Source organism: Paraburkholderia sp. ZP32-5 (assembly GCF_021390495.1).
Taxonomy (GTDB): Bacteria; Pseudomonadota; Gammaproteobacteria; order Burkholderiales; family Burkholderiaceae; genus Paraburkholderia.
This window is the reverse complement of the sequence record NZ_JAJEJP010000001.1, coordinates 3,947,817-3,963,727: the sequence shown is the minus strand read 5'-3', so window position 1 is coordinate 3,963,727 and position 15,911 is coordinate 3,947,817. Positions and strand designations below refer to the sequence as shown.

Genomic DNA, 15,911 nt, shown 5'->3' with positions numbered 1-15,911 from the left:
AGCGCGACCGGCAAGGGAGGTCGAAAAATTCTCCAGGTGCCTATCGGCCTTATTCACTTTCTTGAAGGACACGCATCTTTACCTGCTGCTTACGCCTCCGCTAGTGATACGGGACTCGCGTCGATATCCACAGGCCAAACCGGCTCGCGACTCGTGCGCATGCCGATGTAGTGCAGAACTGCCGTCAATATTTCGAATGGCTTCAGCAACCAGACGACAGATGTAGCGACGACGTTACCCTCGGCAAGTAGCGCCTTGTCGTCGCGGGCAAGCAGTTTCAGGCTGTTGCTCAGCGATACCTCAAGTGGCACCAAAGGAGGGGCGGCGACGGCGGACGGGCCGCCTTCCATGTATCGGCGAATGAGCTCGAATTGATCGTTTAGCGTATGGACAATCGAGCGGCCGTTTTCGGTCGTCTCGTCGTCGATGGTGAATACCCGCCGCCCCACTGAGAACGACTGCATCACGCGCCCCTGATCGTCGAGTACATGGCAACGCAGTCCGTATGGTGTTCCCCTCGAAATTGGATCCTTCGGGCGTTTCTCGATAAAAAAGAACGCCTTGTCCCACGGAACGGAAATAACGCCGTTCGAGCCGGCCCCACGAAAGGCATGCACCATGCGCGTCTGGCGATTGAAGCGGATCGGGATTCTGGTCCACGTGAAGTTTTCCTGGTGCAGTCCCCATAACGACGCGAGTACGATGAAGAATCCGAATAACATGAAACACACGATGAATGCCTCGGCCAGGGTTAGCTCAGTACCGGAAACATTAGAAGGTGGATTCAACAGGCACAATATTGCTAGCGAGACGGCGAACACGCCCCCAGCGAGAACGAAAAGGCAGCCATAGGTCAGCATGCCTCGCTGCGCGTACGCAGCATTGGTCATTTCCAGCCACGTGTCATTCATCGTGAAAACGAGATAGTCATCCTGAGTCTCGTTGCTGCTAGCGGACCGGTCAACACGCAGTTGCCGCGTCTTTTCTTCGTCGGTCAGCTGTCGGTGCAGCTTGATCCAGAATGTGCCGTCCCATGCCATTCCTGCTCTCTCCGTTTGCCTGCGCGTTATTGATGTCCTTTCTCGAAAGACACGCATCTGTACCTGCTGCTCACGCCCTCGCCATCGACACCGGACTCGCGTCGATATCCACAGGCCAAACCGGCTCGCGACTCGTGCGCATGCCGATGTAGTGCAGAACTGCCGTCAATATTTCGAATGGCTTCAGCAACCAGACGACAGATGTAGCGACGACGTTACCCTCGGCAAGTAGCGCCTTGTCGTCGCGGGCAAGCAGTTTCAGGCTGTTGCTCAGCGATACCTCAAGTGGCACCAAAGGAGGGGCGGCGACGGCGGACGGGCCGCCTTCCATGTATCGGCGAATGAGCTCGAATTGATCGTTTAGCGTATGGACAATCGAGCGGCCGTTTTCGGTCGTCTCGTCGTCGATGGTGAATACCCGCCGCCCCACTGAGAACGACTGCATCACACGCCCCTGGTCGTCGAGTACATGGCAACGCAGTCCGTACGGTGTTCCCCTCGAAATCGGATCCTTCGGGCGTTTCTCGATAAAAAAGAACGCCTTGTCCCACGGAACGGAAATAACGCCGTTCGAGCCGGCCCCACGAAAGGCATGCACCATGCGCGTCTGGCGATTAAAGCGAATCGGGACTCTGGTCCAGGTGAAGTTTTCCTGGTGAAGTCCCCATAACGACGCGAGTACGATGAAGAATCCGAATAACATGCCACACGCCATGAATGCGTCGGCTAGCATCAACTCAGTGCCGAAGGTATTGGGAGGTGGATTCAACAGGCACCATATTGCGACGTAAGCAGCGACCACCCCTCCCACAAGAAGGAAAAGGCAGCCATAGGTCAGCATCCCCCGCTGCACGTACGCAGCATTGGTCATTTCCAGCCACGTGTCGTTCATCGCGAAAACGAGATAGTCATCTTGGGTCACGTTGCTGCTAGCGGACCGGTCGACACGCAGTTGCCGCGTCGTTTCTTCGTCGGTCAATTGCCGGCGCAGCTTGACCCAGAATGTGCCGTCCCATGCCATTCCTGTTCTCTCCGTCCGCCGACGTGCGTTATTGATGCCGTTTCTCGAAAGACACGCGCTGTACCTGCTGCTCACGCCCTCGCCATCGACACCGGACTTGCGTCGATATCCGCGGGCCAGACCGGTTCGCGGCTCGTGCGCATACCGATGTAGTGCAGAAGCGCTATCAGCATCAGGAAGGGTTTCAATACCCAGACGAGAGCTGTCGCGACCACGTTGCCCTCTGCAAGTAACGCCTTATCGTTGCGGAAAGCCAGCTTGCAGCTATTGCTCAGCGACACCTCGATCGGCACCAGATCGGGTGCGGGAACGGCGCTCGGTCCGCCCTCCATGTATCGACGAATGAACTCGAACTGGTCGTTCAGTTCGTGGACAATCGAGCGACCGTTTTCGGTCGTCTCGTCGTCGATGGTGTACACACGCCGGCCGACCGTGAACGACTGGCTCACACGCCCCTGGTCGTCGAGCACGTGGCAACGCAGACCGTACGGCGTTCCCCTCGAAATCGGGTCCTTCGGGCGCTTCTCGATAAAAAAGAACGCCTTGTCCCAAGGAACGGAAATGACGCCTTTCGCACCTGCCCCACGAAAGGCATGCACCATGCGCGTGCGATGGTTGAATCGAATCGGAATCCGCGTCCAGGTAAAGTTTTCCTGGTGGAGTCCCCAGAGACACACCAACACCATACAGCACCCGAAAAGCATGAAGCAGACCATGAAAGCCATTGCGAACGTCAACTCGGCACCGTGCGTGTTGGGTGGCGGGTTGCGCATCGCCCATATCGCTCCGCATACAAACATAATGCTGACGGGCAGAAGCATGAGGAAACCATACGTCAATATGCCTCGTTGCACGTAGGCGTTATTCGTCAATTCGAGCCACGCGTCGTTCATCGCGAAGGCGGAATAGTCGGTCTTCACCCTCGTGCTCGCAGATCGATCGACTCGCAGTTGCCGCGTCTTCTCTTCATCGGTCAGTTGACGGCGCAGCTTGACCCAGTACGTGCCATCCCATGCCATTCTTATGCTCCCAAGCCGTTATAGGCCTTCTGCTCTTCCGCAAAAGATAGGTATTTGCCGTCCTCGTGTTTACCGAAATAGCTCCGACCAAGAAACTCCTTTATCTCTCTCTCCTTGAACCACATGATGACAAGGCCGATGGCAATTAACAGAAGAGTGAGTGGCAATAGCCATGACGCCATTATGTCAAGCAGAAGGCATACGGCAAGCACGAAGCCGAGAATTCCCGACATAAAGTACGCGATGGCCAGTCCGACGTGCCCCGCCTTCCATTGCTCCGTGAAGTTGATGAAGTCATATACGGCACCGACAATAGCAGCAGGCGCTCCTAGTATGCGTCCCGCCACGCCCAGGTTTTCTGCCAGATCCTTCGACAAAAATTTCGGCAGCGTCAGCTTCGCGCTGTGCATCGACTCGATCAGATTGCCGGAAAAACCCGCAGCGCCGCCGGCCAGTGTGGTCAGCGACGTACCGAACTTGAGCATCGTTTCGCGGCTGTTGAAGTGCGTCGATTTGCTGAACTCTTTCCACGCGAACATCACGTTGATCGCGGTGAATACCGCGCCGATCGCCGAGCCCGCAACTTCGCCGCCTGTCACCTTACGGAACGTCGGCACGAATTCGGCTTCGATGGTCTCGTCGGTCAGCATCAGCTTGTTCGCCGGATTGACGACCTGCTGCGCCGTGGCCTTTCCGGCTGCGCCCTTGTTGACGTCGGCGAGCCCGTCCTTGTCCAGGATGATGTATTGCGGCACCGACGTTGTCCGGCCGTTGGCGTCCTTGGTCGTGAACTGCGCGCGGATTTGTGACTTCAGCGTGCGCATGCTCGGGCGCTTGTCCGCCGGCATCATCTCGTACATCTGACGGGCAAAATACGTGATCCATTGAGACTGCGAGCCCTGCACGGGACGGTAGACCACCACCTTACCCGTGCGTGCGGCGGCAAGGAGAACCGCGGTCTTCGCGGCCACACTCTCGGCGCCGCCCGCCACCACCTTCGCAATCGGCGCGCCGGCTTCATAAACAAGACGCGCGCCACGTAGATAAAAAGTCGTGAAGTCTTTAGGCGCTTTGCCCTGCACCGCCTTGGCGGCTTGAAACCAGCTCTCGATAGCCTTCGCGCTGGTCTCGCGCAATTCGGCCACCGGAAATCCCGCCGCCGAATTCAGGTTGTTGACGTTCACAGTCAGGTTCAGACAAAGGGCGCGCAGCAACAGATTCGTTTGATCGTCCGGCTTGCCCTGCAACCATTTCGTGAGCTGGTCGAACGTCTCCTTGCGAGCGCTCGCCCCTGCGATGCAATCGGTAAATGTGCTTTCGTAGTGCATCCCGCTCAGCGCATCAGTCGCGTCATGGTCGTACTGAAACACATGCGCAAGGTTCGGCGACGTGAGCCACTTCGTGTAATCCTGCGACAACGGCAGCCAGGTGACATTCTGTTCGTTGGCAAAATCCTTCTGCATTGCCTTGAGATACTGGCCCGCCGCGTTTACGCTTACGCAGTCGTTATAAGGCTCCCACGAGTCGTCGCGAACCTGCTTCAACCCCGCCTGATCGCTCGCACGCGCCTGCGCAAGCTGGCTATTCATCGCTTTGCCGCCGTCGAAGAGCGAGAGGATCGCATTGTTCTCCATGATCTGGCCTTCCAGCATCTGCTCGGCGCTGCTGTCGTCCTTGACCGCGCCGTCCTCGACCACCGCCTGCCAGTTCATGACCATCGATGCCGACCATGCCCCCCACTGATACTTAGCTTGCACCACACCATACGCAAAGCGATTCTCAACGTTCAGTTCCTGCGTAATACCAACCGGGTCCCACAGCGCAAAAACCGCCCCTTTCTTCGGCGCAAGATGATCCATCGCGGCATTCAGCGCGGCCGCTTCCTGACTGCGATCGCGCCACGGAAACGGCGACGTCATGAACGGCACAGTCCCCCCTCCCTTGTATTCGGAAACGACCTGCTGCACGTGCGTTGCCGACGCGGCGTGAGTCGCATTGCCCGGACTCGCGAACCACGCCGACGCGTTGAACGCCTGCATCCGCTTCGTGCGGCATCCATCCTTGTCCGCCGCGTACGCGTCCCGCACGGCCTTGGTCCACTGCACGTCGCTGAATGCGAGAAAGACCGTGCCTACCGTATCGGCATGGTCGATCGTGATGCACTGCGCGAGTTCCGGATGTCCGGTCTGGGTACACGAGAAGGGCTTTTCGAGCGAGCGGTCCAGCACCGTGTCGAGCGGGCAGTCGTAGCAGTTTCCTTCGTTCGTCACCGCATAGCATTGCCACTTCGACGTCTTCGGATAGTAGACGTACACGAACCCGGATCGCAGCGAGCGCAGTGTGTATTTCGCCTTCGCATTGGCCACGTCCTGCACGTGCATGCCGAAATTGCCGCTGACGAGCGGCACGCCGTCGATGCCATGCGCGCGTGTCGCCGCCAGCGCGGCATAACGCACCGGAAGGATGGGCAATCCCTTCTTCTGGCACATCTTGCATGAAGTCGACGGAGCACCCGCCGCAGCGGCGGACTTCGTCATGGCGGATACGCTAGGTGTGCCGGATTGCGCAGGCATTGTTGTTCTCCAGAAAACCGGTTCTGTGTCAGCGCAACGGATAGTCGGCGCTTTCGCGGCCGATACGTTGCCAGTCGTTATCGTCGAAGGCCGCTACTGCTTCGGCGTACGGCTTCGCGCGTGCACCGGCAATCACCGCCTGAATCTGCGGATGCCGGTCGAAATTCGATGCCACGAGCACGCCGTGTAGCGCGAACGGGATCTGATCTTCCGCTTCGAGACCGTAGGCCTCGGCCTTGCGAATCTGCGCGTCGATCTGGCGGGGCAGTTCAGGCGTGATGTCCACGCCTCCGTCCTGCAGCAGCGTCAGCACCTGGCGGACCAGCGCGAGCCGCGCGATCTGCTGATACTGCTCGTCGCGCACGGCGAGCGGCGCGCTGGGCTGTCCGTCGAAACGCGCGTTCTTCCATTGGCCCGACACATCCAGCCAGCTCCAGCGCACGACCGGTCCCATCAGCGTGGCCAGTTGCGACGGTTCGAGTATCCAGCCCAGATGCGAGTACACGCGCGGATCGTAGTAACGGAACACGGCTGTGCCGGCCACGGGTTTGGACAGAAGCAGCGCTTGCGCGAGATGCTCGCGTACTTCATCGATCCCGGCCTCGGTCTCCAGAGTCGCGCACACGATCGGCGCGCGCTGCTGTTCGTGATCGTTCGAGGCCATCGCATGGATGTGCGAAAGTTGCCGTTCACCGTGATCGAGCAGGTATAGCACCGGCGCCACGCCGGCGAGTTCGGGACGCTTTTCCGGCACGAGTTCGCCCACCTCGTAGGCTCTCGGTCCGTCGCCCATGTCGAACTCGCCGTTGTTAGGCTCGACGATCAGATAGGTGTCCGTGGTCATGGTTATCGCGGGCAGGGGAGCGGGATCAAACGAGCGCGGCGCCGCTCGATGCGGCGGAGGCGAACTGGGATGCACAGGAGCCGGAAGCCGGCACCGATGCCGATGCATTCTCGCCTTGCGGGCCGTCGAAAACGTGGGATGCCCCCTTGAAGTCGAGCTTGCCCGGCGCATGCACCTGAATGTCGCCGTTGGCGATGCGGATCACCGCGCCGCCGGCCGACAGCGTGATTTCCTTCTGCGCGCTCACCGCAACCGCATCGGCGGTCGACACGACTTTCAGCGTCTTGTCGGCGGTCAGTTCCAGGTTGTCCGCCAGCGCCATCACCTGCACCTTGCCCTTGCCGGCGAACAGCTTCATGCCGGCGCCCTGCGCGAACAGGCTGATTTTCTGTCCGACGCTCGTAATGAAGGACTGAGTCGCGGCAACGTAGGTGTTGCCGCCGCTGACCATGTTGACGTGATCGGTCGCGGCCACGTGGGCCGACTTCATCGTCGTCAAGCCGATGCCGTTCGGGCTTCCGAGCACCATCACGGGTTCCGAGAATCCGTTGGCGGAACCCGAACCGCCGCCAGCGCTACCGCCGCTGCTACCGCCACTACCAGCGCCGCCGGACTGATTGCTCTGCGTTGCGGTGACGAACGCGGCGAGTTCGTCATGCCCTTCGGTCAATCCTTCCGCCTGCACGGCCGTTGCCGAGTCCGAGCGGGTCTGCATGATGTTCGCCGAATCGGACAGATGGCTGTTGGCCTCTTTCACATCGAGCGGCTGGCTGGCGGTGCCTCCGCGCGAGAAGGTTGACAGGTACAGGCCCTGCGAAGCCCTCACCGCGCCGAACGATTCCGTCTTCAGATCGAAGCCCGTACCGAGGAACGAACCGCGATTGTTGTCCTGCTGGTCCACCAGATAGCCCAGTTGCAGGTACGACGATGCGCTCGAACTGAAGATCTGCGTCCTGTTCTGTCCGGTGGTGTCGTCGAATACCAGTTGGTTGAAGCCCGAGCCTTTGTATTCCTTCGACTTGTATCCGGACATCACGCCCTGCGTGTGCCATTGCGGTGTCTGCGCGCCATTGAAAACCGCGCCCGAGACGAGCGGCCGATCGCAATCGCCATCGAGAAAGGTGACGACCACTTCCTGACCGATACGCGGCACGTAGACACCGCCGAAGTTACTGCCGGCGTGCGTGCTCATCACCCGCATCCAGCACGACGAGCTTTCCGTATTGCCGGAGCGGTCCCAGTTCATCAGGACCTTCACGCGGTTCAGGCTGTCGGTGTACACCTCTTCGCCCGACGGTCCGACGACGGTTGCCGTCTGTGTCGACAGCACGGGCTTTTTGTGTTCGAACGGGCTTCGATACGGAACGGTACGCCGCTGTGCTTCGATTTCGACGAGGAAGAATCCGGCGCTGCCCGATGCGTCGGGCACCTGAAACGGATCGCTCGTGCCCTGGTGATTGGCGCGGACCGCAGCCAGTTCGTTCTGCAGGCTATAGGGAAACGGTTGGCTATCGCCGACCGACAGATTGTTCTCGACGTACCAGCGCGTTTCGATAACGACGAACTGACGGTCCTGAGCGGAGTCATTCGCGTATTCCGGATAGTCGACGAACTCGAACCAGTGCCCCGCATCCATGCGCCGCACGCTGCCCGTACCGTGGAAGCGTTTCGCGCGCGACTCCCACTCTTCCATGTGGAAGCGGCTGATATCTGAGCCCCGGCCGCTCGCGTTATACGTATAGGCGCCGCCGTATTCATACACTTCCGCCTGATCCGGCAGACTGCCCTGGTCCGCTTTGGTCGGAATGCTCTGAGCCTTCGGCGTTTGAGGCGTTTTGTAGTCGACGGTGGTGAACGAATACGTGGTGCTCTGTAGCGCGCGCGAGCCGACCCATTGCACGAGCGCATCGGTTTCGCTCGTCACGCTCGAACGATAGAACTCGACCTGTTGAGGCGAAAGCGGCTTCAACGAATAGATATCGTCGGTGATGACGAGCGTGTGCGACTTGCCGTCGGACCCCTGTTCGACGGTGTAAAACCAGCCTTCCGATTCCAGCAGCCGATGCACGAAGTTGTGGTCGTCCTCGTACTGCATGCAGAAAGACCGTACAGGTGCCGGCTTGGCGATTTCGAACCGGTAAGCGCCGGCCGCCTGCGGATGCTTCGCGAAGATCGCCTCGATAATCGCGTCGGTCGTTTGTTCCTGAAAGATCTGCGCGTCTTTCCTGAAACGCAGGAAATGCATCCAGCTCGACATCACCAACTGATAGCTCGTCAACTGTCCGTCCGAACCGAGCCGTCTCGCCGTATGTACATACGCGTTGATCGGTACATACGTGCTGCTGTCGGTTTGCTGTAGCCAGAGCGTCGCTGTCGTCGCAATCAACGACTTCAACTCGACGGTGCCGTTGAGCGACACCACGTCGATGGTGAAGCTGAGTTCTCTGCCAATCCGCGAATGGCCGATGATTCGTTGCGGCAGCAACACGTCCGAGCCCAGCACCGTGTCGAGCTTAAGGAGCCGGCCTGACTGGCTGGCGGTCGATTGCAAAATCGACGTGATGTCCTGAGCGCCCATGTTCTTTTTCCTCCGCCCGTCAGCCTTCCTTCACCCCAAGCAACTCGCGCAGATGGGCCAGCGACCCATCGTCCTTGACGACCGCCGACAGCCACTGATGCAACGGCATATCCGCCCATTCCGCTGCCTTGTCCGCCAGATACGCCGCCGGACTATGCGGCTCCGTCCTGCGAAAGAACACGGCCACCGCGCGCAGTTGCGCGACGGCGTCCTCCCGGCTCCGGATTCCAGCCGGGCCAACCGGCTGGGCAGACTGCGCAGACTGGAAACGCGAAACGGTCACGTCGGGCTCCTGATCGGACAGCAACGGTAACGGTGCGATAAAACGCGGCTCGCTTCGCTCGGGCGGCGAAGACACCGCTGGCCGCGCCTCGGGGGGATTCGGCACGGCATGCGTGTTCGCTCCCACATCGCGCGCGAAACGTTCGGCGAGCCGATACACGGTGTCGTAGGTGTCGCGCGTGCGGCGAAAACTCGGCGCCGCGTCGCCCGCGCGTTGATCGAGCTGCGTGTCGAGCGCGTTCATCGCCGCTTCGAACGCGCGCAACTGATCGAGCAGCGCCGGATAGAACGCCACCGCGGTCGCACGCTTCGACGCGTCGATCTGTTCGATCGACGGCTTGCCGCGCAGGATGTCGTCCGCGTGATCGGGATCGCGCTTCGCGGCCTGCGCGGCGTTGGTCGCCACCTCCCAGTCGAGCGCGCTGAACGCCATGCCCGATTGCGTCAGCGGTACCACGCGCAGCAGTTCGGCGCTACGCCCCGCGAGCCAGCCGACATTGGCGAGCCGATACCCGGCATCGTCGGCATCGTCGCCATCCGCGAGCGGATGGATCTGCTCCCAGTAACGTTCGACCAGACCCGTCAGCACCCGATAACCCGCCGTGAGTCCCGCCAACCCGTCGCGTATCGCGAGCGCTTCGGTCAGCCACACGGCGAGCCGCAGGTCCTTGGTTCGCGTGCTCAACAGCGTCGTGCAATGCGTGATCACGAACGGCCAGTCCGCTTCCTTGATATCGGTGACCCATTCGCCCTGGTCGAGCGACGGGTCGTCGAAGCGGCGCGCCTGCTGGATCGCGTCGAAGTCCGTCGACAGCAGCAGATCGTCGCCGCACGGCGAGGTTTCGCTGATTGGTTCGAGCAGCGCGGCGTGATCGGTGTGCATGTCGGTCTGCATGTCGTTTGATGAAAGATCGCGAGTGCCCATTCAGCTCACCGTGTAGTCGAAATCGCCGGCGTCGTTGGCGCGCACGGCAATGCGTTCGATCGCGACGCCGTCCGCCAGACGCGTGAGCACGTGCTGCGCGAGTTCGGGCAGCAGCGTGCCGTTCAGAATGTGGTCGACGTTGCGCGCGCCGGAATCCACCTCGGTACAGCGGGCCAGCACCGCATCGACCAGCGACTCGTCCCAGTCGAATTGCGCTCCGTGGTTCGCCGCAATGCGAGTCGCTATCCGGTCGAGTTTGAGTTCGATGATGCCGGCCAGCACGTCGTCGGGAATCGGGTAGTACGGCACGACTTTCATGCGGCCGAGGAAGGCCGGCTTGAACGCCTTGTAGAGCGCCGGGCGCAGCAGTTCCGTGAGCGCGTCCGCGTCGGGCAGTTCGTCGGCGGGCTGGTTCAGGCAGGCCTGCATCACCGTGGTGGAGCCGATATTCGACGTCAACACAATCAACGTATTGCGGAAATCGATCGCGCGCCCCTCGGCATCGTCCATCGTGCCTTTGTCGAACACCTGGAAAAACATTTCGAGCACGTCGGGATGCGCTTTCTCGATCTCATCGAGCAACACGACCGAGTACGGATTGCGACGTACCGCCTCGGTCAGCACACCGCCTTCGCCATAGCCGACGTATCCTGGCGGCGAGCCCTTCAGCCCCGATACGCTGTGCGCTTCCTGGTACTCGCTCATGTTGACCGTCACGAGCTTGCGTTCGCCGCCATATAGAAGGTCCGCGAGCGCCAGCGCGGTCTCCGTCTTGCCGACGCCTGACGGCCCCACGAACATGAACACGCCGCGCGGCTTGTCCGGATCTTCGAGGTTCGCGCCGGCTGTCCGCACGCGTTGCGCGATCGCATCGAGCGCATGATCCTGGCCGAGCACGCGAGCGGCGAGCAGTTCGCGCAGATTCAGCACGGTCTGGATTTCGCTCTTCATCATGCGGCCGAGCGGGATGCCGGTCCACGACGCGACGATTTCGGCGACTCCATGCGCATCCACCTGCAACGGCACCATCGGTCCTTGCGCCTGCAACGTATGCAGTTTTTCGATCAGAGCGGGGAGGGCGTCGCGCGCGGCATCGGCGTCGCGCAGCCGCTCGCCCGACGTGCCGTCGGCGCGCGCGGCATCGATCCGCTCGCGCAATGCGCTGATTTGCGTGACGAGTTCGCGCTCTTCGTCGTAGCGCGCCTCGCTCGCGGCAAGACGCTGCGATTCGGCGTCACGAGTGGCGCGCAACGCGTCGAGACGCTCAGCGTGATCGATCCCGCTCGCGTCTTCGCGTTCGAGCGCGGCGATTTCCGCGTCGATCCGCTCGATGTATTTCCTGCTGTCGTCGATCAGGCCTGGCGTCGAGCCATGCGCGAGCGCCACTTTCGCGCAGGCGGTGTCGAGCACGCTGATCGCCTTGTCCGGCAACTGACGCCCGACGATATAGCGATGCGACAGGCGCACGGCCTCGGTGATCGCCTCATCGAGAATGCGCACGCCGAAGTGACGTTCCATCAGCGCGCTCATGCCGCGCAACATCGCGGCGGCGAGCGGCTCGTCGGGCTCCTCGATTTTCACGACCTGGAAACGGCGCGCCAACGCCGCGTCCTTTTCGAAGTACTTCTTGTATTCGCTCCAGGTGGTGGCGGCGATCGTGCGCAGCTCGCCGCGCGCGAGCGCCGGCTTCAGCAGATTCGCCGCGTCGTTCTGGCCGGCCTGACCGCCCGCGCCGATGATCGTGTGCGCCTCGTCGATAAACAGAATGACCGGATGCGGGCTCTTCTTGACCTCGTCGATCACGCTCTTCAGGCGATTCTCGAACTCGCCCTTTACGCTCGCGCCCGCTTGCAGCAGGCCCATGTCGAGCACGTGCAGCGCTACGCCGCGCAACGGCTGCGGCACATCGCCGGCGGCAATGCGCAATGCCAATCCTTCGACGACCGCGGTTTTGCCGACACCCGCCTCCCCGGTCAGGATCGGGTTGTTCTGCCGGCGCCGCATCAGGATGTCGATCGCCTGGCGGATCTCCGCCTCGCGGCCGATCACTGGGTCCACATGTCCGTCGCGCGCGCGGCGCGTCAGATCGGTCGTGTAGGTATCGAGCGCGGGTGTTGGTGACGCGCCGGTTTGCATCTGGATCGGCTCGTCGCCTTGCGTCGCCGTCGGCTGCGGCGCGGCTTCCGACGAGCCCTCGGTCAGCTCGTCGAAACGATGCTTGAGTTCGGCCACGCGCACGTCGCCGAAGCGCGGCGACATCCGCTGCGCGAACTGCGCGAGGTCCGGCGCGCTCAACAGCGCGAGCAGCAGATGACCCGAGCGGATACGGCCGATCTGCGAATCGAGCGATGCAATCAGCCAACCCTGCTCGAACAGCGCGATCAGATGCGGAGAAAACACCGGCGTGCGGGTATTGCCTGTTTTCAGGCGTTCGAGTTCGCGCTCCAGATCCGCGCGCAACGCATGCGGATCGATGCGCGATGCCCGCAGCACGGCAATGACGTCGCCCTCTGGCTGGTCGAGAAACGCGAGCATCAAATGCTCGAGATCGACTTCGTAGTGCCCGCGCGCGAGGCACAAGCTCGCCGCCCGTTCGGCGGCGAGGCGGCAAGCCGCGTTGAGTTTTTCGATCAGCGTTTTAAGGGGCGTGCTCATGTCGTGGGGGTGGGCTCGTTCGTCTTCGAGGTCAGTGAATTACATGCAGTTCGTAGCGCGCGTCCGAGCGGTCGTGCTCGGACTCGCGTGTGCACAGGAAGGCGTCCCAGCCGAGCCGCGAACCTTTGCCGAGATAGCTCGGTGCCACGTCCTCGCGCCTGAGCACCAGCGTGACTTCGTATTCGAAGGTCACGCCGGCCAGCAAGGTCAGCATCCGTTCGAGCGCGCGCGAATGTTCCGCGCCCGGCAGGAACGCCTCGTAGTCACGCAGCGTTAGTGGGCCGATCACGAGCCGGACGCGCATGTCGCGCTGCCAGACGCGCTCGCCGGCAAACGCGGTCGCGCCGAGTACGGCGTTGCGTTGACCGAGCATCGACAACTGCTCGGGCGGCACGTCGTACCACCTGCCGACGAACTGCTCGACGCCGATCGGTACGTTGAAGTATTCGGACAGCGTGTGCCGCAGCCACGCCGCCGATACCGGCCGATGCCTTGCGGCCACCGCATGGCCGGCTACCGCTTCGTCGAGTAGCGCGCCATCGCCTTCGTGCAGCGCGCCGCGGGCATCGTCGCTGACGACACCCGCGAGCGCCAGCAGCAGCGGCAGATAGCGTTCGTCGCGATCGAGTTCGTAGTGAAGCGGCAGACGGTATTTCTTCCATGCCGCGTAGAAGAGCGCCGTCGCTCGATTGGAAAACACGTCGAAGAATTCGCGCGCCGCGCCGTCGCGCCACAGATGCTCGCGCGCGGCGATCTGTTCGGTGTAGTGCAGCGGCAGCGCGCCCTGGCCGCCGAGCAGACCGAAGAATGCCGGCGTCAGATCGACGCGCGAGATCGTGCCGGCATCGAGCGCCGCGGTCCGTGCTCCGTCCGCGCCCAACGCATTGCCCGCGTCGTCGTACGGCATGATCCGCTCGATCTCGCTCGGCGGAAACGCGAGCGACAGCGTGTTGCGAAAGCCGATCCGGTAGGGCAGCACGTCGCTTTTTGCGGTGGGCGATGAATCGCTGAACCATTTCTCGATCAGCCGCACAGCCTGGAAAAATTCGAAGCTGTGCGGCTCTTCGAGCAGGCGCTCGATTACGCGAGGATCGATTCGCCGCTGCGGGGTTTGCATCGGATGATCTCCTCGCCGGTGCGTGCCGAAATGGCCACCAGCTGCACGAAACTGTTGAGATGCACATAGAGCCCGAAGAACCGGTCGAGCACCCGCACGAAGGTGCCGAGGCTCGTGCCGACGAAAAATTCCTCGTCGAGCGTCACGCGAACTTCGAGGCCGCGCACGAACGTGGCGAATGGTTTGCCGGGCAGCCACTGCACCGAGCCGGATTGCGCGACGTCGACGATGCCTTCGATATGCCGCGCGGACACGGCGGTGCGGCGCAGATCGTAGAGCGCGAGCATCTCCCGCAGCACCGTCGCACCGCCGTTCACCAGCGACACATGGTTCAGCGCGAGATGCGACAACAGTCGCCAGTGAGCGGCCTGACGGCGCTCGAAACGCGCGGTCGGGGTAGGGCGCCGCAGCATCGCCATGTCGCCGGCTTGCGACACGCCTTCGGCGAACAGGTCGCCGCCGCCGAGGCCCATCGCGAGTCCGGCCGGCAGATCGCCGTTCGTGCAGGTCAGTTCGAGGCTCAACGTGTCGGTCTGCTGCGCGGACGGATCGAAGTCGATATCGACGATCGAGATTTCCGTTTCGTAGCCGGGGCTTTTCTGCGCGACCCATTCGTTGCGGCGCGAAAACCAGTAGTGACCGGCGCGCGCGCTTTCGCCGTGACGCAGCGAATAGAACGGACGGAATTCGACGACGCGTTCGTCATGCTGACGCTGCCGCACGAGTTGCACCGAATCGATCGAATACACCTCGTACGCGAACGCATGTCGCCCTTCAGCGACGACCGGATAAGAAACAGCTTCATGCGTGAGCCGGATCGGGTCGCCGTGCTGCCGGAACAGGTTCACCACTGGCGTGCAGAAGAGGCGCAGATGATCGGCCGACAGCGCATCGAGCAGCCGCGCCGCATGCGAATCGCCGCGTACGTCTTTCAACACGACGTGCAGCGTCAGCTGATTGCATCGACCGACGGGCGCGGCCGTCATCGCCGCGAGATCGAAATCGACGAAGTCGAATTTCGCCGGGAACGCGAAGTACTCGGTCAACAAGCGGTAGGCGGGATGCGAACGCGCCGGGTAGTCGATCAGCGCATCGTCTTCGGCAAAGCCGGCCTGCGAGAACGGCAGCGACGTTAGCGCATGCCAGCGCCCGTTACGCTCCGGTTCGACGTAGGCCTGCAACGCATGCACGAACAGGCAATCGCCGAGCGCCGCGATCAGCGACTGCTCGCCGTGCAGGTAGGTGCGCAGTTGATCGACGCCCAGCCCCGCGAGATCGCGCTGCGGAGCCGTCGATTCGAACGTGATCGACACGATGCCGCTCGCGTTGCCCGGCAGCACGATCGCGCCGGGCGCCATCGCGACCGGCATGTAGCGCGCCTGCGCAACGCGCAGCGGTGCGAGCACGACATCGAACGCGGTACGGAAGCGGCACTGCACGCCGCGTATCGGTCGCGATTTCAGTTCGGTGCCCCGTTTCACCAGAGCGGGCGCGGTGAGCTGCGCGAGCGACGCACCGCCGCCCATCTGCGCGATCGAGCACGACGGAAACGGACGCAGATAGTGCGGATACAGGACTTCGAGCAACGCCTCGGTGAATTCGGGGTAGTCGTCGTCCAGCTTCTTGTTGATGCGCGCGCCGAGCAGCGCGAACGACTCGATCATGCGCTCGACGTGCGGGTCCTCGCCATGCTCGCCCACCATCGTCAGGCGCGCGGCGATCTTCGGGTAACGCTGGGCGAAGTCGCGCGAGTACCGCCGCAGGAACGACAGCTCGCGCTCGTAATACGGCAACAGCTCTTCCATCGGTATTTCCAGCCCCTGAAACTCAGTGTGCTCCGCGCGCTCACGCCGGCAA

At 62.1% G+C, this 15,911-nt stretch carries 10 protein-coding genes; all 10 read right to left on the bottom strand.

Annotated features, from left to right (window positions below; all coding sequences use genetic code 11):
• Nucleotides 1-89: 89 nt before the first annotated feature.
• Entirely contained in the window at nucleotides 90-1,040 is a 951-nt protein-coding gene (locus L0U82_RS17300; protein WP_233832522.1) for a DUF6708 domain-containing protein, read from the bottom strand.
• A gap of 70 nt (nucleotides 1,041-1,110) precedes the next feature.
• Entirely contained in the window at nucleotides 1,111-2,061 is a 951-nt protein-coding gene (locus L0U82_RS17295) for a DUF6708 domain-containing protein (protein WP_233832520.1), read from the bottom strand.
• Between the two features lie 71 nt (nucleotides 2,062-2,132).
• Nucleotides 2,133-3,080: a DUF6708 domain-containing protein gene (locus L0U82_RS17290; RefSeq protein WP_233832519.1), complete on the bottom strand. Its 948-nt coding sequence runs from the start codon at nucleotides 3,078-3,080 to the stop codon at nucleotides 2,133-2,135.
• A 2-nt stretch (nucleotides 3,081-3,082) separates the two neighbouring features.
• Nucleotides 3,083-5,569, bottom strand: a complete 2,487-nt coding sequence (locus L0U82_RS17285; RefSeq protein WP_326489746.1) for a T6SS effector BTH_I2691 family protein — start codon at nucleotides 5,567-5,569, stop codon at nucleotides 3,083-3,085.
• Nucleotides 5,570-5,681: 112 nt separating this feature from the next.
• Entirely contained in the window at nucleotides 5,682-6,497 is an 816-nt protein-coding gene (locus L0U82_RS17280; RefSeq protein WP_233832516.1) for a DUF4123 domain-containing protein, read from the bottom strand.
• Nucleotides 6,498-6,522: 25 nt separating this feature from the next.
• Nucleotides 6,523-9,075 carry a type VI secretion system Vgr family protein gene (locus tag L0U82_RS17275; protein WP_233832514.1) on the bottom strand — a complete coding sequence of 851 codons (2,553 nt, stop codon included), beginning with the start codon at nucleotides 9,073-9,075 and terminating at the stop codon, nucleotides 6,523-6,525.
• Nucleotides 9,076-9,094: 19 nt separating this feature from the next.
• Nucleotides 9,095-10,240 carry a type VI secretion system protein TssA gene (tssA, locus tag L0U82_RS17270; protein WP_233832512.1) on the bottom strand — a complete coding sequence of 382 codons (1,146 nt, stop codon included), beginning with the start codon at nucleotides 10,238-10,240 and terminating at the stop codon, nucleotides 9,095-9,097.
• Nucleotides 10,241-10,282: 42 nt separating this feature from the next.
• Nucleotides 10,283-12,937, bottom strand: a complete 2,655-nt coding sequence (gene tssH / locus L0U82_RS17265; RefSeq protein WP_233832511.1) for a type VI secretion system ATPase TssH — start codon at nucleotides 12,935-12,937, stop codon at nucleotides 10,283-10,285.
• Nucleotides 12,938-12,968: 31 nt separating this feature from the next.
• The gene (tssG, locus tag L0U82_RS17260) at nucleotides 12,969-14,054 is read right to left on the bottom strand and encodes a type VI secretion system baseplate subunit TssG (RefSeq protein ID WP_233832509.1); all 1,086 of its coding nucleotides are present in this window, start codon (nucleotides 14,052-14,054) and stop codon (nucleotides 12,969-12,971) included.
• Nucleotides 14,018-15,859, bottom strand: coding sequence for a type VI secretion system baseplate subunit TssF (tssF, locus tag L0U82_RS17255; RefSeq protein WP_233832508.1), 1,842 nt, complete (start codon nucleotides 15,857-15,859; stop codon nucleotides 14,018-14,020). Before tssF ends, tssG begins: the two co-directional genes overlap by 37 nt.
• Nucleotides 15,860-15,911: the final 52 nt, after the last annotated feature.